Origin of the sequence: Methylobacterium sp. Leaf87, assembly GCF_001422775.1 — a bacterium.
In the GTDB taxonomy this organism is placed as follows: domain Bacteria; phylum Pseudomonadota; class Alphaproteobacteria; order Rhizobiales; family Beijerinckiaceae; genus Methylobacterium.
Genome location: NZ_LMMI01000005.1, coordinates 99,878 through 118,442, shown reverse-complemented (window position 1 = coordinate 118,442; position 18,565 = coordinate 99,878). Strand labels below are relative to the sequence as shown.

The window sequence follows — 18,565 nt, the reverse complement described above, 5'->3', positions numbered from 1 at the left end:
GCCGCTCCGGCACCCTGACCGCAACATCGTCGAAGGACCCGTATCATGGCGAACACCGCTACCCCCGGCGCCGGCTCCAACAAGGTCGGCAAAATCACCCAGGTCATCGGCCCCGTGGTCGACGTGCATTTCGACGGCCATCTGCCCGAGATCTTGAACGCCCTCGAGACCAAGAACAACGGCAACCGTCTCGTCCTCGAAGTCGCCATGCAGCTCGGTGAGAGCACCGTGCGCTGCGTCGCCATGGACACGTCGGAAGGTCTCGTGCGCGGTCAGGAAGTCACCGACACCGGCGAGGCCATCAAGGTGCCCGTGGGCTTCAACACCCTCGGCCGCATCATGAACGTCATCGGCGAGCCCATCGACGAGGCCGGCCCGATCGTCTCCGAGACCCTGCGCGCCATCCACCAGCCCGCGCCGTCCTACGCCGAGCAGTCCACCGAGTCGCAGATCCTCGTCACCGGCATCAAGGTGGTCGATCTTCTTGCTCCCTACGCCAAGGGCGGCAAGATCGGCCTGTTCGGCGGCGCCGGCGTCGGCAAGACCGTGCTGATCATGGAGCTGATCAACAACATCGCCAAGGTGCACTCGGGCTATTCGGTGTTCGCCGGCGTCGGCGAGCGCACCCGCGAGGGCAACGATCTCTACCACGAGATGATCGAGTCCAAGGTCAACATGGACCCGAAGGAGAACAACGGCTCGGCCGAAGGCTCCAAGTGCGCCCTCGTATACGGCCAGATGAACGAGTCCCCCGGCGCCCGCTCGCGCGTCGCCCTCACGGGTCTGACCATCGCAGAGGATTTCCGCGACCAGGGCCAGGACGTGCTGTTCTTCGTGGACAACATCTTCCGCTTCACCCAGGCCGGCTCGGAAGTGTCGGCGCTGCTCGGCCGCATCCCGTCCGCCGTGGGCTACCAGCCGACGCTCGCCACCGACATGGGCGCCCTGCAGGAGCGCATCACCACCACCACCAAGGGCTCGATCACCTCGGTGCAGGCCATCTACGTGCCGGCCGACGATCTGACCGATCCGGCGCCTGCCGCCTCGTTCGCCCACCTGGACGCGACGACCGTGCTGTCCCGCTCCATCGCCGAGAAGGGCATCTACCCGGCCGTGGATCCGCTCGACTCGACCTCGCGCATGCTCAATCCCGCCGTTCTCGGCGAGGAGCATTACGCGGTAGCGCGTCAGGTCCAGCAGACCCTGCAGCGCTACAAGGCCCTGCAGGACATCATCGCGATCCTGGGCATGGACGAGCTCTCGGAAGAGGACAAGCTCACCGTCGCCCGCGCCCGCAAGATCGAGCGCTTCTTCTCCCAACCCTTCTCGGTCGCCGAGATCTTCACCGGCTCGCCCGGCATCCAGGTCCCGCTGGCCGACACCATCAAGGGCTTCAAGGGCCTCGTGAACGGCGACTACGACGATCTGCCGGAGGCGGCGTTCTACATGGTCGGCACTATCGAGGACGCCAAGGAGAAGGCCAAGAAGATCGCGGCGGCGGCCTGATCTTGAACAGCAAGATCGGTCTTCTCCTCGTCGGTCTCGTCGTCGGCGCCCTGGCCGGGTACCTCACCCGGCCCCAGGCCGCCGAAATCAAGATCGGGGATTTCAGCCTCGAAGTTCAGGGTGACAAGCCGGCGGGTACGTCCGGCGGCACCCTGACCACCGGCCAGATGCAGCATATCGGCATCTTCGCGGTGATCGGCGCGGCCCTCGGCCTCGGGGTCGGCTTCGTCGCCGGCCGCGGCCAGGCCTGACACCCTCTGCGGCGCACGGCCCCGGGCCGCGCGCCGTACCGCACGACAGACACACCCGAACCGGGATTCGCGACGTCATGGCCACCTTCCAGTTCGATTTCGTCGGTCCCGAGCGGACGGTGTATTCCGGCCCGATCGAGGCCGTGCAGCTTCCCGGCATCGAGGGGGAGATGACCGTTCTGCCGGGCCATGCTCCGGTGCTCACCGCCCTGAAGGTCGGCGTCATCGTGATCAACGAGGCCGGCCACGCCGGCAAGCGCGTCCTCGTACGCGGCGGTTTCGCCGATATCGGGCCGACCTCCGTCACCGTCATCGCCGAACGGGCCAATCCCTTCGAGGAGATCACACCGGAATCCCTCGACCGCGATATCGCCGCCGTCGAACTCTTGCGCGACGCGACCACGGATTTCGCCAAGAAGGACGAGCTCAACGGTCAGATCGTCCAGCTTCAGGATGCAAAGGTCGCCCTCGCGCTCTGAGGTCGAACTAGCCCGAAATCTACGAAGCCGCGCGCTCGAGCAAGGCCGCGCGCGCGGCTTCGTCAGCCGGGCAGCCGGCCGCGAGCCACTGCGTCCGCGCCCGTCCGAGGCGGCGCCCGATCTCCGGTCCAGCCGGGATACCCCGTGCGACGAGGTCGGACCCGATCAAGGGGAAGACCGGAACCGACACTTCGCCCCGTACCATCAGCCCGAGTAGATCACCGGCCTCCGCCGTGATTTGTGATAGACACGCCCCGAGGGCGTCGCTGGCCAGGGCGATGGGCTCGGCGCCGTGAGCGGCCGCCAGCCTGCGCATCTCCATCACGTCGATGACGGTTCTGCTCCGCAGAGCCACCAGCGCACGGGCATAGCGCCCAAGCCGATTCTGTTCCGCCTTCGACAGCCTCAGGCGAGCGGTCAGGCGTTCGGCATCGTCCGCCGAGAACACCGAAAGGGCCGCCAGCCGCGCCGGCGCGTCCCAGGGGTGCCGGGTCGTCCGTTCGAACCGTCGCAGGTCACCGATCCCGCCGACGAGCCGGCCGAGGAGGCCGGTCTCGCTCAGAACGGTCACGGCCGGAACCGCCCCAGGGGCGAGGAGCAGTTTCAGCAGTTCACCGCGCACGCGCTCCCGCGACAGGCCGTCGAGGGCGGCCCGGGCGCCGATGCAGGCCGCAAGCCCCTCCGCATCGGGTGCTTCGGCGCCGTAGCGGGCGTGGAAGCGGAAGAATCGGAGGATCCGCAACGCATCCTCACGGATGCGTGTCGCGGCTTCGCCGATGAAGCGCACACGGCCGGCACGAAGATCGGCGAGGCCGCCGGTCGTGTCGTGGAGGTGACCCTCGGCATCCACCGAGAGGGCGTTGATGGTGAAATCCCGCCGCTGCGCATCGAGGCCGAAGTCGCGGCCGAACCGGACCACGGCGTGACGTCCGTCCGTCTCGATGTCCTCGCGCAACGTCGTGACCTCGAACGTCGCAGTCCCGGCCATCAGCGTCACGGTTCCGTGCTCGATACCCGTGGGGATGCTGCGCAGGCCCGCCGGCCTGGCGCACGCCACGACGGCTTCCGGCAGGAGCGTGGTGGCGAGATCGATGTCGTTGGACGGATGCCCGAGGAGCGCGTCGCGGACGCAGCCTCCGACGAGGCGGGTGTGTTCCCCCGGAACGCGCAGCGCGGCCAGGACGCGTGCGAGGCCGGGAGTCGCCAGCAGGGTGCCCAGCCCATCCGGGTCGAGGCGGTGCGCCGTCACTGGAAACGACCCGGCACGACCGCGCCGTTCTCCAGGCGCGGCGGTACGTAGCCGCCGCGATGGCGCTCACCGAACAGTCCGGTGGCGACGAGGGAGAGGATCACCAGGACGATTCCCGCCATGGTCAGGCGAAAGACCTTGCCCTCCCAATGGGCATGATGGCGCGGATGCCGGCCGCTGAGGGCGAGATAGCCCGCGAACAGCAGGAACGGCAGGAGGAAGATCAGCACTTCTTCGACGAGCTTGCGGATCATGAAACTCTCATTCGCGGCGACGTGCCGGATGGGGGATACAGGCGTTCGTGGAGGTTGTTCACGATGCCGGCGGTCACGCCCCAGATCCGATGATTACCGTAGGCGATCACGTAGTAGCGCCGGGTGCGCCCTTGCCAAGTCGCGGTCTCGATTCGGCGTCGACCCGGATCGAGCAGGTAGGATAGAGGCGCCTCGAACGTGTCGGCGACTTCGTCGGGGTTGAGACGCAGGGTGGCGGCCGGATCGACGAGTCCGAGCACCGGCATCACCAGGAAGCCCGTGGCCGAGAGGTAGGGGTCGAGATAGCCGAGGGTCCGGATGGCGCCGGCCTCGAGGCCGATCTCCTCGCGGGCCTCGCGCAGGGCCGCGTCGGCGGGCGTCGCGTCGGTGGGATCGATCTTGCCGCCCGGAAAGGCGATCTGGCCGGAATGATCGCGCAGGTGTGCGGAGCGCACGGTGAACACCACGCCGAGGCCGTCGGGACGCGGCACCACCGGTACCAGCACCGCCGCATTCCGGTGTGGCCCGGGCGGCACGACGTCGATGCCGTCGAGATCGTGGTCGCCCCGCGGATTGGCCGTCGGGTCACCCGGCCCGGGTGGTTCCGCGTCGAGATACCGGGCGGCGCGGTCGATGAGCTCGGCGACGGCGTCGAGTCTCATGCGGTGGCGGTGGGTGCGATCCGGTGGAACGTGCCGCCCGCGGCGATGCCGAGCCAGCCGTCGCGTTCCTCGGCCAAAGCCACGAGATCGTAGGTCAGCGCCCGGGTCACAAGCGCCCACAGGCCGCGCCGGACGTGCACGTAGGGGCGCAGGCCGCCGGCCTCGTCCTCCTCGAACCGCAGGGCATGGTCGGAACCCACCGCCACGAGGTCGTCGACGTTGGTGCGCAGCGCGATGCGGCGACCGTCGCCGTCGCCCTCCACCGCCATCTCGACGGCGACGAAGGCGGCATCCTCGACGGTGATTCCAACGCTTTCGACCGGCGTCACCAGCACGATGCTGCCGTCCGGCTCGCACCGGAGGATGGAAGCGAACAGCTTCACCAGGGCCGGGCGCCGGATCGGCGCACCATCGTGGAACCACGTCCCGTCGGCGGCGATGCGCATGTCGATGGCGCCGCAATAGGGCGGGTTCCACTGGTCGACGGGCGGGGGACCGCGTCGGGGCAGATCACCGAGGGCGGCGCTCAAGCGGTCGATGGTCGGGTCGGATTCGTTTGGTGCCATGACGGAAAGATAGCGCTCGAAGCCGCCTTTGGAACGCCTGGAGGCAGGCCTGTTTCGTTGCCCGCATGCGTCCGATTCGCGACAGGAAAGGCACTGTCAAACCGAAGGCGAACGCCTGCGGCGTCGCGCCGACCTTGCCAGGGCGGCGCAAACGGCGCCACACTCGACCTGCACGGCCACCCCATGGCCGTTCCCTGACTGCCGCCATCGACCCCCAGAAGTCGAGGCGGAACGCGAGGACCGACACCGCATGACGCAAGGCTCCCAGCCGGCCACCTCCCTCGACGACGGCATCGTCGCCACGGCGGAAGCGTGTCTCGGAGCCGTCGGCACGGCGCGTGAAGCGGTTCACAAGGTCATTTTCGGCCAGGAGCAGGTGGTCGATCTCACGCTCATTACCATCCTGGCGGGCGGCCATGGGCTGTTGGTCGGTCTCCCCGGCCTCGCCAAGACCAAGCTGGTCGAGACCCTCGGCACCGTGCTCGGCCTCGACGGGCGCCGGGTCCAGTTCACCCCGGACCTGATGCCCTCGGACATCCTCGGCACGGAAATCCTCGACGAGGATGCCAACCGGCACCGCTCGTTCCGGTTCGTGAAGGGGCCGGTCTTCACCCAGTTGCTGATGGCCGACGAGATCAACCGCGCCAGCCCGCGCACCCAGTCGGCCCTGCTGCAGGCGATGCAGGAGCATTTCGTTTCCGTGGCGGGCGAACGATACGATCTGCCGCGGCCCTTCCACGTGCTGGCGACCCAGAATCCCATCGAGCAGGAGGGCACCTACCCGTTGCCCGAGGCCCAGCTCGACCGTTTCCTGCTCGAGATCGACGTCGGCTATCCGGATCGGGCCGCCGAGCGCCGCATCCTCATCGAGACCACGGGCGTCGACGACCACAAGCCTCAGGCGGTGATGTCCACCGAGCAGCTCCTTACGGCCCAGCGCCTGGTGCGCCGCCTGCCCGTGGGCGATGCCGTGGTCGACGCGATCCTCGACCTCGTGCGTTCCGCCCGGCCCGAGGGGGGCGACCCGTTCCTCAAGGGCAAGCTCCTGTGGGGGCCCGGCCCCCGCGCCAGCCAGGCCCTGACCCTGGCGGTCCGCGCCCGTGCCCTCATCGAAGGCCGCGTCGCGCCCTCCATCGCCGACGTGAAGGCCCTCGCCGAACCGGTGCTCAAGCACCGCATGGCCCTGAGCTTCGCCGCGCGTGCGGACGGGGAGACCGTCCCGGGTCTCATCGCCCAGCTCGCGGCCAAGCTCTAGCGCATGGCCATAGCCCCCACGCGGACGGCCCCCACGCGGGTCCTCCCCGCCGAGGCCCGCGTTCCCGGGCGGCGCGAGACCGAGAGCGCCCTCGGCCTCGCCGAGCGGATGCCGCGCTTGATCCTCGAAGCGCGACGCGTCTCGACCACCCTGGCCCACGGCCTGCACGGCCGCCGCCGGGCGGGACCGGGGGAGAGCTTCTGGCAGTTCCGGCCCTTCGTCGCCGGAGAGGCCGCCGCACGGATCGACTGGCGCCGCTCCGCCCGCGACGACCGGCTCTACGTCCGCGAGCGTGAGTGGGAGGCCGCGCACAACATCTGGTTCTGGATCGACCGATCGGCCTCCATGGGCTTCGCCTCGCACCTCGCCCAGGCGCCGAAGGTCGAGCGCGCCCTGGTCCTGGCATTCGCGCTGGCCGACACCCTGGTGGACGGGGGTGAGCGTACGGGACTTCTGGGACTGACCCGCGCCGTCACTTCGCGTCGCATCGTCGAGACCCTGGCGCAGGCGCTCGTCGGCGACCACGCCGGTCTCACACGCGACATGCCGCCCCGCGCTTCGCCGGGTCGCTTCGACGAGGCGATCCTGATCAGCGATTTCCTGTCGCCGCTCGCCGAGGTGCGCCAAGCCGTGGAGGCCATCGCGGCGCACGGCACCCACGGCCACCTCGTGATGATCGTCGATCCCGTCGAGGAGACCTTCCCGTTCTCGGGCCAAGCCGTCCTGCACGATCCGGAAACGGACCGGACTCTGGCCATCGGCGACGCCGGAGCCTGGGGTGAGGCCTACCGTGCCCGCATCGCCGAGCATCGGGCCGGCCTCTCCGAGATCGCCCGCGCTCAGGGTTGGACCCTGACCATCCACCGCACCGACCGACCGGCCAGCGAAGCCGCCCTTCGCCTGCTCACCCTCGTCGCCGCCGCGCGCGGGACCGGCTGAGGATCGTTACCGTGCTCGGATTGCCCCTGACCTTTGCCGCCCCCCTGGCGCTCGCCGCGCTCGTCGCGCTGCCGGCCCTGTGGTTCCTCCTGCGGGTGACGCCGCCGCGTCCGCGCCGCATCGACTTTCCGCCGCTGCGGATCATGGCCGACCTGCTGCCCAGGCGCGAGACGCCGGCCCGCACGCCGCCATGGCTCCTGATCCTGCGCCTGCTCGTGGCGGCCTTTCTGATCCTGGCGGTGTCCGGGCCGGTCTGGAACCCGTCGGGCCTCGGCGGGGAGGCGGGACGCACGCCCCTCGTGGTGATGATCGACAACGGATTCTCCGCCGCCCACGATTGGCGCGAGCGCCAGCGGGTCGCCACCGATGCCGTGGAGACCGCCGCCCGCGACGGGCGTCCCGTGGCCCTGATGGCGTTGGCCGAGCCGGCCGCGCCCATCGAGGCCCGCGTGCCCGCCGATGCCCTGGAGCGCCTGCGCGCCGTCGCGCCCCGGCCGCACCTCGCGGAGCGCGCGACACATCTGTCCGTCCTGGCCGCCTTCTTCGAGCGGACACCGGGCGCCGCTGCGCTGTGGATCAGCGACGGCGTCGCGGGACCGGGCGAGGACACCTTCGCCAAGGGCCTCGCAGACCTCGTCGGCAAGCACGGCACCGGTTTCACCATCCTGCGCGCCGACCGGCCGCCGGCCCTCGCGCTCTCGGCCGCGGAATCCGGCGGCCGGCTCACGGCCCGTGCCCTGCGCGCCTCGCCCAACGGTCGCGACGGCGGCACCGTGCGTGCCCTCGACGCGAAGGGCCTGCCGCTGGCCGAGCACGACTTCACCTTCCCGGACGGTGCAACCGAAGCAGCGGTCGCCTTCGATCTGCCGGTGGAACTGCGCAACGGCATCAGCCGCCTCGAGATCCTTGGCGAACGCTCGGCCGGCGCCGTGACCTTGGTGGACGAGCGCGGCAAGCGCCGCCGCGTCGGGCTCGTCTTCGGCGGAACCAGCGATCAAGCCCAGCCGCTGTTGGCCCCGACGCACTACCTTTCCCGCGCCCTGGTGCCTTTCGCCGACGTGCAGGAGCCGCGCGGCGCCAAGGGCGTCGCCGAATCCGTTGCGCAGATGCTCGATGCGCAGGTTTCTGTGCTCGTGCTGGCCGATGTCGGTGCCCTCGACGCCGCCACCCTGGAGCGGGTCGAAGCCTTCGTCGATGCCGGCGGCCTACTCCTGCGCTTCGCCGGGCCGCGCCTGGCGGCGGGCAACGACCCCCTCGTGCCCGTGCGCCTGCGCCGGGGCGGTCGGACACTAGGCGGGACCCTATCGTGGGACAGCCCGAAGACCTTCGCGGCCTTCGCGCCGGAGAGCCCGTTCGCCGGACTCGTTCCACCGGCGGATATCGGCGTGCGCCGGCAGATCCTCGCCGAGCCCGACGGCGAGCTCCCGGGACGGACCTGGGCGTCGCTCCAGGACGGCACCCCCATCGTGACTGCGCAGAAGCGGGGCCAAGGGCTGGTGGTGCTCTTCCACGTCACCGCCGACACCACATGGTCGAACCTGCCCCTGTCGGGCTTGTTCATCGACATGCTGCGCCGGGTCGTGGCCCTGGCCGGCACCGGAGCGGCGCCTGCCGGCGACGTCGCACGTCCCCCGGCGGCGGTGCTCGCCCCACGCCTGACCCTCGATGGGTTCGGGGCCCTCGGCGCGCCGCCGGCCGGCGCCACCGCCGTGCCGGCGGATTACGCCGAGCGCGGCTCGTTCGAGCATCCGCCCGGCTTTTACGGTCCCGCCGATGGCGGCGTCGCCGTCAATGCGCTGACGGTGGCCGACCGTCTCAAGCCCATCGACTTCGCACCCCTCGCCAGCGCCCGCACGGGATCGCTCGCCGGTGCCGAGACCCTCGATCTGCGCGCCACGCTCTTCACCCTGGCCCTCATGCTCCTCCTCCTCGACACCCTTGCGGGGCTCTGGCTCGGTGGCTTCCTTCGCCGGACGGGCGGACGGGCGGCAGCGGCCGCGTTCGTGCTCCTCTGCCTCGCGGCCCCCGACTTCGCCCCGGCGCCGGCTTGGGCCCAGGCCCAAGCGACCGGTCGGCCGAACGGCATCGACTCGGCGCTCGCGACCCGTCTCGCCTTCGTCGTCACCGGCGACGAAGCGGCCGATACGGCGAGCCGCGCGGGCCTCGCCGGCCTGACGCAGGTGCTGTCCAACCGCACCGCCCTTGAGCCCGGCGATCCCATCGGCATCGATCCGGCCAAGGACGAACTCGCGTTCTATCCCCTAATTTACTGGCCCATCGTCGCCGGCCGACCCCAGCCGAGCGCCGTCGCGATCCGGCGCATCGACGCGTTCATGCGCAACGGCGGCACTGTCCTGTTCGACACCCGCGATGCGCTGACGGCCCGCCCGGGTGGACCGCCGACGCCGGAAGCCCTCTACCTGCGCACCATGCTGTCCACTCTCGAAGTCCCCGAACTCGAACCGATCCCAGCCGACCACGTGCTGACCAAGGCGTTCTACCTCGTCGACACGTTCCCCGGCCGGTACGCCACGGGCCAGACCTGGGTCGAAGCCCTGCCGCCGGCGGCGGACGGCACCGAGCGCCGCCCGGCGCGGGCCGGGGACGGGGTGTCGCCCATCGTCATCACGGGCAACGATCTGGCCGCCGCCTGGGCCGTGGGCAAGCGCGGCGAGCCGCTCTACCCCGTGGTCGGCGGTGAGGAGCGCCAGCGCGAAATGGCATTCCGTGGCGGGGTGAACTTCGTGATCTACACCCTGACCGGCAACTACAAGGCGGATCAGGTCCACGTGCCCGCCCTGCTCGAACGGTTGGGCCAGTGAGCGGAGCCGGATCCGGAATGCGGGAGGCCATGCGCCGATGCTGAGCCTCAGCTTCACCCCCCTCGTCCCATGGCCGGTGCTGGCCGGTTTCGGGATCCTGGTCGCGCTGTTCGCCGTGCTGGCGATCCTGGCGCGCGGCGGCACGGCCATCCTGCGCGCCGTGGCCCTCGCCCTAGTGCTGCTCGCCCTCGCCAACCCCGCCCTGGTCCGGGAGGACCGGGAACCCGTCAAGGATATCGTCGCCGTGGTGGTGGACCGATCGGGGTCCCAGGGTCTCGGCGACCGTCCGGCCATGACCGACGCCGTGCGGGCCGAACTGCAGCGCCGCTTCGGGGCCCTGACGGGGATCGAGCCGCGCTTCGTCGACGTGCCGGACGCCAAGGACAGCGACGACGGCACGAAGCTGTTCACCGCGCTGTCTCAGGCTTTGGCTGATGTGCCGCCCGAGCGGCTGGCCGGCGTCGTGATGCTCACCGACGGCGTGGTGCACGACATCCCGGCCTCGGCGTCGGCGCTCGGCATCAAGGGGCCGCTGCACGTCCTCGTCACGGGGCATCCGGACGAGCGCGACCGGCAGATCAAGCTCATCGAAGCGCCGCGTTTCGGCATCGTCGGGCGGGACCTCACGATCCGCGCCGAGGTGATGGAACGCGGCGGCACCGGCAACGCCGTCGTCACCGTGCGGCGGGACGGCGAGGAGGTGGGCCGGCGCGCCTTCCCGACGGGACGGCCCTTCTCCCTCACCATGCGGATCGAGCACGGCGGCCCCAACGTGGTCGAGATCGAGGTCGAGCCGCTGCCGGGCGAGCTCACCGTCGTGAACAACCGCGCGGTGCTCCCCATCGAGGGCATCCGCGAAAAGCTCCGGGTGCTGCTGGTCTCGGGCGAGCCGCACCAGGGCGAGCGCACGTGGCGAAACCTGCTCAAGTCCGACGCCAACGTCGATCTCGTGCACTTCACCATCCTGCGGCCGCCGGAGAAGCAGGACGGTACGCCGATCTCGGAGCTGTCGCTCATCGCCTTCCCGACGCGTGAGCTGTTCGTCCAGAAGATCAAGGATTTCGACCTGATCATCTTCGACCGCTACGCCAACCAGAGCGTGCTGCCCTCAGCGTATTTCGACAACATCGTCCGCTACGTCCGCGAGGGCGGAGCGCTCCTCGTGGCGGCGGGACCGGAATTCGCCGGCCAGGCGAGCCTCTCGCGCACCCGGCTCTCGGCGATCCTGCCGGGCGAGCCCAACGGCCGCGTGGTCGAGCAGCCCTACAAGGCCGGGCTCACCGGCATCGGCACGCGCCATCCCGTCACCCGGGCCCTGCCCGGATCGGAGGCCTCTCCGCCGGCCTGGGGCGACTGGCTGCGCATCGTCTCGGCCCAGGTGAAGCCCGGCATCCAGCCGATCCTCCAGGGGCCGAATGCCCTGCCGCTGCTGGCCCTGTCGCGCGAGGACAAGGGTCGCGTGGCGCTCCTGCTCTCGGACCACGCCTGGCTGTGGGCGCGCGGCTATCAGGAGGGCGGCCCCTACCTCGACCTGCTGCGCCGCCTCGGTCACTGGCTGATGAAGGAACCCGCCCTCGAGGAAGAGGCCCTGCGCGCCCAGACCACGGGGCGCGGACGTGAAGTCCGCGTCGAGCGCCAGACCATGGCGGACACCGTCGAGCCCGTGACCGTCACGGGTCCCACGGGCGTCGAGCGCACCCTGACCCTGGCGCAGGCCGAGCCCGGCCTGTTCTCATCCACCTTCGAGGCGGAGCAGCTCGGGCTGCATACCCTGCGCTCGGGGAGCCTGGTCGCCTTCGTCAGCGTCGGCCCGCCGAACCCGCGTGAGCTCGCCGACGTGTTCAGCGACACCGAGCGTCTCAAAGCCCTCGCCGAAGCCACGGGCGGCTCGATCCGCCGGGTCGCCGAAGCCGGCGGCACCGTGGTGCCGCGCCTGCAGGCGGTGCGCGGCGGGCGCTTGACCGGGGCCGACTGGATCGGGTTCCGCCCGAGCGACAGCGCCAATATCCGCGGCGTCGCGGTCTATCCCCTGGCACTCGGCCTGTGGGCGCTCGCGGCGCTGGCAGCGGCCGTATTGGCCATGTGGCTGGTGGAAGGGCGGCGCGGCCGGACGGCGTGAGCCGTTCTCATGCCCCACGCCCCTCGAAAAACCGTGCGATCTCCGTCGCCGCCCGGTCCGGCGCCTCGCGGTGTGGAAAGTGCCCGACGCCCTCCAACGGCGCGAGGTCCAGGTCCGAAAACGTCTCGCCGAGGCGGTCGGTCCAGGCGTAGGGGAACAGCGGGTCGGCGGTGCCCCAGCGCACGCAGGTCGGCACCGAGATGGGATCCTGCGGCGGGGCCGTGCCCGCGATCATGGCGAGGCGGCCGGCTTGCGCGCTGAGGTACCAGTTGAAGCCGCCCTGCAGGTTGCCCGGTGCCATGAAGTTGTCGGTGAAGGCGTCGAGCACCGCGTCGAAGGCGGCCGGGTTGCCACCGGCCCAGTGGCGTAGGAAATGGCCGATGTAGAGCCGGCAGGCCTCGCGCGACGAGCCCACGAGGTCGGCGGCGAACGGCTTGACGTGAAACGACTGGTACCAGATCTCGGCCAGCATCTCGGGCGCGGCCAGACGCGGGCCGATACCCGGATACGGACAGTCGAAGAAGAACAGGCCGGTGAGGCGGTCGGGCGCAGCGCGGCCCAATGCCTGCCCCACATAGGCGCCGACATCGTGCCCCACCACGCCGGCGCGTTCGATCCCGAGGGTATCGAGGAGCCCCACCATGTCGGCGGCGTGGACCTCGGCCCCGGCCCTGTCGGAGGGGCCGGGATCGGGCTTCTCGCTCATGCCGAAGCCGCGCAGGTCGGGGACGATGAGGTCGAAGCGGTCGGCGAGCCGGGCCATCACCGGCTCCCAGGTCAGCCAGAATTCCGGCCACCCGTGGAGCAGGACCAGGGGCTTACCGCGCCCGGCGCGGGCGACGTGGAGAGCGATGCCGTTGGCCTGCACGGTCTCGTGGTGGATGGGTGTCATCGTTCACTCCCGCGCGGTTGCCGCGCGGGGGATCAACGCCGGCGCACCGCGCTCACGTTCCCCGACACCGTCCCGGCGGCACCGGACACGAGTTCGCACCACAGGAAGCGGGTGGGATCGACGGGGCCGGGCGGTATCAGCCGGCCGGGTGGCACCGGGCTGAAGCCGAAGCGGCGGTAATAGGGGGCGTCGCCCACCAGCACGACGAGGCCGTGGCCGGCGCCGCGGGCCGCATCCAGGCTCGCCCGCATCAGGGCGCCGCCGATGCCGCGCCCCTCGAAGCTCGGATCGACGGTCAGCGGCCCCAGCACCAGGAGCGGTGCTTGCGCCTCCGCCGGCCCGAGGCGCACGGAGCCGACGAGGTCCGTGCCGATCAGGGCCGTGAAGCACAGGTCGGCCAGCGGCGCGGTGCCCTCGCGCAGGCGATAGGCGGTGCGGGCGAAGCGTCCCGGCCCGAAGGCGCGGGCGTGCAGGCGCTCGATGGCCGCGGCGTCCCCGGGATGCTCCATCCGCAGGACCAGGGGCAGGGAGGTCACGTCGCCCGGGCCGAGAAATCGATGCGCGGGTCGATCCAGGTGTAGATCAGGTCCGACAGGAGGTTCACCGCGAGCCCCACGAGGGAGAAGATGTACAGGGTCGCGAATACCACCGGATAATCCCGCCCGACGATGGAGGTGAAGGACAGGAGCCCGAGACCGTCGAGAGAGAAGATCGTCTCGATGAGAAGCGAGCCGGTGAAGAAGGCGGAGATGAACGCCGCCGGGAAACCTGCGATGACGATCAGCATGGCGTTGCGAAACACGTGCCCGTACAGCACCCGGCGCTCGGACAGGCCCTTCATCCGCGCCGTAAGCACGTACTGCTTGCGGATCTCGTCGAGGAACGAGTTCTTCGTCAGCAGGGTCGAGGTGGCGAAGGCTCCGAGCACCAGGGCGGCCAGCGGCAGGGCCATGTGCCAGGCGTAATCCACCGCCTTGCCCCACAGGCTCAACGAGTCGAAGTTCTCGCTCGTGAGGCCGCGCAAGGGGAAGATCTGGAAGAACGAACCGCCGGCGAACAGAATGATGAGGGCGATGCCGAACAGGAAGCTCGGGATGGCGTAGCCGACGATGACCACGCCCGAAGTCCAGAGATCGAAGCGCGAGCCGTCCCGCACGGCCTTGCGAATCCCCAACGGAATCGAGATCGCGTAGGAAATCAGCGTCATCCACAGGCCGAGCGAGATCGACACCGGCAGCCGCTCGCGGATCAATTGCAGCACCGACACATCGCGAAAATAGCTGTTGCCGAAATCGAACCGGGCGTAGTCCCAGATCATCTTCAGGAAGCGTTCGGGTGCCGGTTTGTCGAAGCCGAATTGCTGTTCGAGCTTCTTGATGAAGGCCGGGTCGAGCCCCTGCGCCCCGCGATAGCGGGCGTTGGCTTCGCCCCCGCCGCCACTCGACCGAGCGGCCCCTCCGAGATCGCCGGCCCCACCGGTGACCCGCGACAGGCTGCCCTCGCCCTGGCCCTGGAGCTGGGCCAGCACCCGTTCGACGGGTCCACCGGGGGCGAACTGCACGATGACGAAGGTGATGAGCATGATGCCGAGGATGGTCGGCACCATGAGGGCGAGGCGGCGCAGGATGTAGCCGAGCAAGGAAGCGTCCTCAATTCCGGCCGATGCGCCGGGCTTGTGCCGCATCGTACCACCATAGGGCGGGTGCGCCGAGGTCGTAGGCCGGGCCCTTGGCCGGGCGGCCGTAGACGTCCCACAGGGCGAGGCGGTGGTCGGCCTTGTACCACATCGGCACCCAGTAGCGTCCGGCGCGCAGGGTCCGGTCTAGGCTGCGGCAGGCGGTGACGAGTTCGGCCCGGGTTGCCGCATTGGCCACCCGGTCGATGAGCCGGTCGACGGCCGGGCTGGCGATCCCCGCGAGGTTGTTGGAACCCGGCGTGGCCGCACTCCCCGATCCGTAGGCCTCCCGCAGCTCGGCGCCGGGCGTCATGCCGCTGGCGTAGCGCCGGGAGGTCACGTCGAAATCGAAATCCTTGAGACGGGACTGGTACTGCGAGGCATCGACCACCCGCATGCGCGCCTTGATCCCGATGAGGCCGAGGTTGCGGATGAACGGGTGCGTCACCGGCTCGAACACCGGATCGCTGTCGAGGAACTCGAGTTCCAGGGGCTTGCCGCCGGGCAGGCGCACGACACCGCCGTCGCGGGTGCAGCCGGCCTCGCGTAGCAGGGCCACGGCGCGGCTGAGATTGGCCCGGTCCTGGCCCGATCCGTCGGATTCCGGTGGGCTCCAGGCTTCGCCGAACACCTCCGCCGGAAGATCGGCGCGCAGGGGATCGAGCAGGGCGAGTTCGGCCGCATCGGGGGTGCCGGTGGCCTTCAGGTCGGAATTCTCGAAGAACGAGGCCGTGCGGATGTAGGCCCCGTAGAACAGGTTCTTGTTCGACCAGGCGAAGTCGAAGCACAGGCCGACGGCCTCCCGCACGCGGGGGTCGCGAAACGCCTCCCGGCGGGTGTTGAGGAACCAGCCCTGCGTCCCGGAGGGACGCGCATCGGGCACGATCTCCTTGCGCACCCGGCCCTCCGTCACGGCGGGGAAGTCGTAGAGCGTCGCCCAGACCCGGGACGTGAACTCCTCACGGAAGGTGAAAGCGCCGCTCTTGAATGCCTCGAACGCCACCTGCCGATCGCGGAAATACTCGTACCGGATAGCGTCGAAATTGTTCTGGCCGACATTCACCGGCAGATCGACGGCCCAGTAATCGGCCACGCGCTGCAACTCGATGAATCGGCCCGGCTCCAGGCGCCCGACCTGATACGGACCGGAGCCCAGCGGCGTCTCCAGGGTCGAGGCCTCGAAGTCGCGGTGCTGGTAATACGCTGCCGAGAACACCGGCAGGCCCGCCACGAACAGGGGCAAGTCGCGGCTGCGGCCGGGCACGAAGCGCACCACCACGGTATCGTCGCCGTCGGCCGTCGCCTCGCTCATGTCCCGGAGCATCTGGGCGATACCGGGATGACCCTTGGCCTTGAGGATCGTGAGGGAAAACGCGACGTCGCGGGCTGTGAGCCGGGTGCCGTCGTGGAACCGCGCCTGGGGCCGCAGGGCGAAACGGTAGGTCAGCCCGTCCTCGGAGACCTCGACGGACCGGGCCAGCAATCCATAGAGGGCGTCGGGCTCGTCGAGCGCCCGCACCATCAGGGAATCGAAAGTGAGGTTCATGCCGGCGGCGCCATCGCCGCGCAGGACGTAGATGTTGAGGGTGTTGAAGGTGTCGCTCGCCTGGTTGCCCAGGGTCGAGGCGAGCTGGGCCGAGAAGCGGCCGCCGCGCGGCGCCTCCGGGTTCACGTAATCGAAATTCTTGAACGCGGCCGGGTATTTCAGTTCGCCGAAGCTCGACAGACCGTGGCGCGCCGCCCCTTGCGCCCGGCCGGATCCGGGCAGGATGCAAGCACCCGCGACCGCCCCGGCACCAAGGACGAGGGTGCGCCGGCTCGGGCCCGTCAACGCGGCGCCCCGGTCTTGGCGGCCAGGGCCTCGTCGTACCACCAGGTGGTCGGAAAACCCGAGCTGCCGTAGGTCGGCAGGACCTTGGGCCGGGCGAAGCGGTTCCAGCGGATCGTCCGTGAGACGTTGGAGGCCCATTGCGGCACCACGTAATCGTGGGCGAGCAGCACCCGGTCGAGGGCGTGGGTGGCGGCCAGCACGCCCGGCCGGTCCTTTGCGTAGATCACCCGGTCGATGAGGGCGTCGATGCCCGCATCCTTGATGCCGATGAGGTTGCGCGAGCCTTCCTTGCCGGCGGCGGCCGAACCCCAGTACTCGCGTTGCTCGTTGCCGGGCGAGAGGGATTCCGGCCACGACGAAGTGGTGATGTCGAAGTCGAAGGCGCGCAGTCGGTTCTGGTACTGCGCCTGGTCGATGACCCGCAGGTTGCTCTGGATCCCGATGAGCTTGAGCTGGGCCGCGAAGGGCAGCACCACGCGCTCGAACACGCTCTGGAACTCGAGGAACTCGACGGTCAGCGGCTCGCCCGTCTTGGCGTCGACCATCTGGCCGCCGCGCAGTTCGTAGCCGGCCTCCTTGAGGAGGCGCACGGCCTCGCGAAGGTTGGCGCGCACGGAATCCGGCGTGCCGGCCACGGGGTTGGTGTAGGGGGTGGTGAAGACGGAGGCCGGGACCTTGTCGCGCACGCTCTCCAGGATCGCCAGTTCCTCGCCCTGCGGCAGGCCGGAGGACGCCAGTTCCGAGCCGTAGAAATACGAGTCGATGCGCTTGTAGAGGCCGAAGAACAGCGACCGGTTCATCTCCTCGAAGTTCATGGCGAGGTTGAAGGCCCGGCGCACCCGCGGATCGGCGAACTTGGCGCGCCGCGTGTTGAAGGCGAAAGCCTGCATGTTGCCGTTGCCGCGATCCGGGAACTCCTCCTTGACGAGACGGCCGTCCTTCACGGCCGGGAAATCGTCGTAGGCGGTGGCCCAGTTGCGGGCGATGTTCTCGGCGCGGAAGTCGTAGAGGTCGCCCTTCAGGGCTTCGATCTGCACGGTGGCATCGCGAAAGTACTCGAACCGCATGGTGCCGAAATTGTTGCGCCCGGCGTTCACGGGCAGATCCTTGCCCCAGTAATCGGCCACGCGCTCGTAGGTGGCGCTGCGGCCCGGCTCGAACTTCGCGAGCCGATAAGGGCCGGACCCCAGCGGTATCTCCAGACTCGTCTGCGTCACGTCGCGGGCTCTGCCCTGCGTGTCCGTTCCCGTCCACCAGTGCTTCGGCAGGACGCGCAGCTGCCCGATCACCTGGGGCAGTTCGCGGTTGCCGGCCTCGGCGAAGCTGAACGTCACCTCGCGCGGTCCCGTGACCTCGGCCTTGGTGACGTTGTGGTAGTAGGCCGCGAGCGAGGGGCTGTTCTCCTTCTGCACGGTGAAGGACCACACCACGTCCTCGGGGGTGATCGGCCGGCCGTCGTGCCAGCGCGCGCCCTCGCGCAGGCGATAGGTCACGGCAGAGAGGTCGTCGGCCAGCCTGAGCCCCTCGGCGAGGAGTCCGTAGGACGAGAACGGCTCGTCGGCCGATTCCGTCGTCAGGGTATCGTAGAGCTGGGCGATGCCGTTCTCGAGGTCGCCCTTGCGGCCCGCCACAACGATGTTGAAGTTGTCGAAGCCGCCCTGCGCCCCAAGGCGCACGAGGCCGCCCTTGGGCGCGGCCGGGTCGGCGTAGTCGAAATGCTTGAAGTCGGCCGGGTACTTCGGCTCACCCATGAGGGTGACGGCGTGGCGCCAGTCGCCCGACGGCGCATTGGCGACCGGCATGCCGGCGACGGGATCGGCAGAGGCCGAAGTGATGGCGCAGAGGGTCATGGCGCAGACCGACACGGCGGCGGCGAAACAACGTCCGATCAGGGCTTGTCGCATCACGATGGGGCGCTCTTTCCGATTTCGACGGCATCCTCGCGGGCCGTCCGCACGACGACCGCAAGGGCCGTTCTAGGACGGACGGAGGGGACACGCCAAGCGGCCCCATTCGCGCAGGACGAAGGGTCCGCATGCGCGCGAGACGCCCGACGCGTCCTGGC

Annotated in this window: 16 protein-coding genes; 7 read left to right on the top strand and 9 right to left on the bottom strand. The window is 69.9% G+C overall.

What is annotated here, in order from left to right; all coding sequences use genetic code 11:
* Nucleotides 1–45: 45 nt before the first annotated feature.
* The 3 genes from atpD to atpC all read left to right on the top strand — a co-directional run bounded on the left by atpD (nt 46) and on the right by atpC (nt 2,236).
* On the top strand, nt 46–1,506 hold the full coding sequence (gene atpD, locus ASF22_RS05050; protein WP_056173653.1) for a F0F1 ATP synthase subunit beta: 1,461 nt from the start codon (nt 46–48) through the stop codon (nt 1,504–1,506).
* A 2-nt stretch (nt 1,507–1,508) separates the two neighbouring features.
* Nucleotides 1,509–1,757: a hypothetical protein gene (locus ASF22_RS05045; RefSeq protein WP_056262077.1), complete on the top strand. Its 249-nt coding sequence runs from the start codon at nt 1,509–1,511 to the stop codon at nt 1,755–1,757.
* Nucleotides 1,758–1,834: 77 nt separating this feature from the next.
* The gene (gene atpC / locus ASF22_RS05040) at nt 1,835–2,236 is read left to right on the top strand and encodes an ATP synthase F1 subunit epsilon (protein WP_056173659.1); all 402 of its coding nucleotides are present in this window, start codon (nt 1,835–1,837) and stop codon (nt 2,234–2,236) included.
* 19 nt (nt 2,237–2,255) lie between these two features.
* Here the strand turns inward: atpC and ASF22_RS05035 are convergent, their stop codons facing one another.
* From ASF22_RS05035 to ASF22_RS05020, 4 genes are read right to left on the bottom strand one after another with little or no spacing between them, the layout of a single operon-like run.
* On the bottom strand, nt 2,256–3,485 hold the full coding sequence (locus tag ASF22_RS05035; RefSeq protein WP_056262073.1) for a CCA tRNA nucleotidyltransferase: 1,230 nt from the start codon (nt 3,483–3,485) through the stop codon (nt 2,256–2,258).
* Nucleotides 3,482–3,739: a DUF6111 family protein gene (locus ASF22_RS05030; RefSeq protein ID WP_056173665.1), complete on the bottom strand. Its 258-nt coding sequence runs from the start codon at nt 3,737–3,739 to the stop codon at nt 3,482–3,484. Before ASF22_RS05030 ends, ASF22_RS05035 begins: the two co-directional genes overlap by 4 nt.
* The gene (locus ASF22_RS05025) at nt 3,736–4,401 is read right to left on the bottom strand and encodes a CoA pyrophosphatase (RefSeq protein WP_056262070.1); all 666 of its coding nucleotides are present in this window, start codon (nt 4,399–4,401) and stop codon (nt 3,736–3,738) included. The genes ASF22_RS05030 and ASF22_RS05025 overlap by 4 nt, the downstream gene beginning before the upstream one ends.
* Nucleotides 4,398–4,967: a DUF1285 domain-containing protein gene (locus ASF22_RS05020; protein ID WP_056173671.1), complete on the bottom strand. Its 570-nt coding sequence runs from the start codon at nt 4,965–4,967 to the stop codon at nt 4,398–4,400. The genes ASF22_RS05025 and ASF22_RS05020 overlap by 4 nt, the downstream gene beginning before the upstream one ends.
* A 250-nt stretch (nt 4,968–5,217) precedes the next feature.
* Between ASF22_RS05020 and ASF22_RS05015 the strand changes: the two genes are divergently transcribed.
* From ASF22_RS05015 to ASF22_RS05000, 4 genes are read left to right on the top strand one after another with little or no spacing between them, the layout of a single operon-like run.
* Nucleotides 5,218–6,222, top strand: coding sequence for a MoxR family ATPase (locus ASF22_RS05015; protein ID WP_056262066.1), 1,005 nt, complete (start codon nt 5,218–5,220; stop codon nt 6,220–6,222).
* Between the two features lie 3 nt (nt 6,223–6,225).
* Nucleotides 6,226–7,161, top strand: coding sequence for a DUF58 domain-containing protein (locus tag ASF22_RS05010; RefSeq protein WP_056173677.1), 936 nt, complete (start codon nt 6,226–6,228; stop codon nt 7,159–7,161).
* An 11-nt stretch (nt 7,162–7,172) separates the two neighbouring features.
* Nucleotides 7,173–9,983 carry a DUF4159 domain-containing protein gene (locus ASF22_RS05005; RefSeq protein WP_056262063.1) on the top strand — a complete coding sequence of 937 codons (2,811 nt, stop codon included), beginning with the start codon at nt 7,173–7,175 and terminating at the stop codon, nt 9,981–9,983.
* Between the two features lie 37 nt (nt 9,984–10,020).
* Entirely contained in the window at nt 10,021–12,102 is a 2,082-nt protein-coding gene (locus ASF22_RS05000; protein ID WP_056262060.1) for a hypothetical protein, read from the top strand.
* A gap of 7 nt (nt 12,103–12,109) precedes the next feature.
* Here the strand turns inward: ASF22_RS05000 and ASF22_RS04995 are convergent, their stop codons facing one another.
* The 5 genes from ASF22_RS04995 to ASF22_RS04975 are packed head-to-tail and all read right to left on the bottom strand — an operon-like array spanning nt 12,110 to nt 18,404.
* On the bottom strand, nt 12,110–12,994 hold the full coding sequence (locus tag ASF22_RS04995; RefSeq protein ID WP_056262057.1) for an alpha/beta hydrolase: 885 nt from the start codon (nt 12,992–12,994) through the stop codon (nt 12,110–12,112).
* Nucleotides 12,995–13,026: 32 nt separating this feature from the next.
* Nucleotides 13,027–13,530 carry an N-acetyltransferase gene (locus ASF22_RS04990; RefSeq protein WP_056262054.1) on the bottom strand — a complete coding sequence of 168 codons (504 nt, stop codon included), beginning with the start codon at nt 13,528–13,530 and terminating at the stop codon, nt 13,027–13,029.
* Nucleotides 13,527–14,633: a microcin C ABC transporter permease YejB gene (locus tag ASF22_RS04985; protein WP_056262237.1), complete on the bottom strand. Its 1,107-nt coding sequence runs from the start codon at nt 14,631–14,633 to the stop codon at nt 13,527–13,529. The genes ASF22_RS04990 and ASF22_RS04985 overlap by 4 nt, the downstream gene beginning before the upstream one ends.
* A 10-nt stretch (nt 14,634–14,643) precedes the next feature.
* Entirely contained in the window at nt 14,644–16,500 is a 1,857-nt protein-coding gene (locus ASF22_RS04980; RefSeq protein ID WP_056262052.1) for an extracellular solute-binding protein, read from the bottom strand.
* The gene (locus ASF22_RS04975) at nt 16,497–18,404 is read right to left on the bottom strand and encodes an extracellular solute-binding protein (RefSeq protein WP_056262049.1); all 1,908 of its coding nucleotides are present in this window, start codon (nt 18,402–18,404) and stop codon (nt 16,497–16,499) included. Before ASF22_RS04975 ends, ASF22_RS04980 begins: the two co-directional genes overlap by 4 nt.
* Between the last annotated feature and the right edge of the window lie 161 nt (nt 18,405–18,565).

Coding starts and splice junctions, on each gene's coding strand:
- ASF22_RS05000 (WP_056262060.1), top strand. CDS start 10,021: ATGCTGAGCCTCAGCTTCACCCCCCTCGTCCCATGGCCGGTGCTGGCC.
- ASF22_RS05010 (WP_056173677.1), top strand. CDS start 6,226: ATGGCCATAGCCCCCACGCGGACGGCCCCCACGCGGGTCCTCCCCGCC.
- ASF22_RS05020 (WP_056173671.1), bottom strand. CDS start 4,967: ATGGCACCAAACGAATCCGACCCGACCATCGACCGCTTGAGCGCCGCC.
- ASF22_RS05015 (WP_056262066.1), top strand. CDS start 5,218: ATGACGCAAGGCTCCCAGCCGGCCACCTCCCTCGACGACGGCATCGTC.
- atpD (WP_056173653.1), top strand. CDS start 46: ATGGCGAACACCGCTACCCCCGGCGCCGGCTCCAACAAGGTCGGCAAA.
- ASF22_RS04975 (WP_056262049.1), bottom strand. CDS start 18,404: ATGCGACAAGCCCTGATCGGACGTTGTTTCGCCGCCGCCGTGTCGGTC.
- ASF22_RS05025 (WP_056262070.1), bottom strand. CDS start 4,401: ATGAGACTCGACGCCGTCGCCGAGCTCATCGACCGCGCCGCCCGGTAT.
- ASF22_RS04995 (WP_056262057.1), bottom strand. CDS start 12,994: ATGACACCCATCCACCACGAGACCGTGCAGGCCAACGGCATCGCTCTC.
- atpC (WP_056173659.1), top strand. CDS start 1,835: ATGGCCACCTTCCAGTTCGATTTCGTCGGTCCCGAGCGGACGGTGTAT.
- ASF22_RS05030 (WP_056173665.1), bottom strand. CDS start 3,739: ATGATCCGCAAGCTCGTCGAAGAAGTGCTGATCTTCCTCCTGCCGTTC.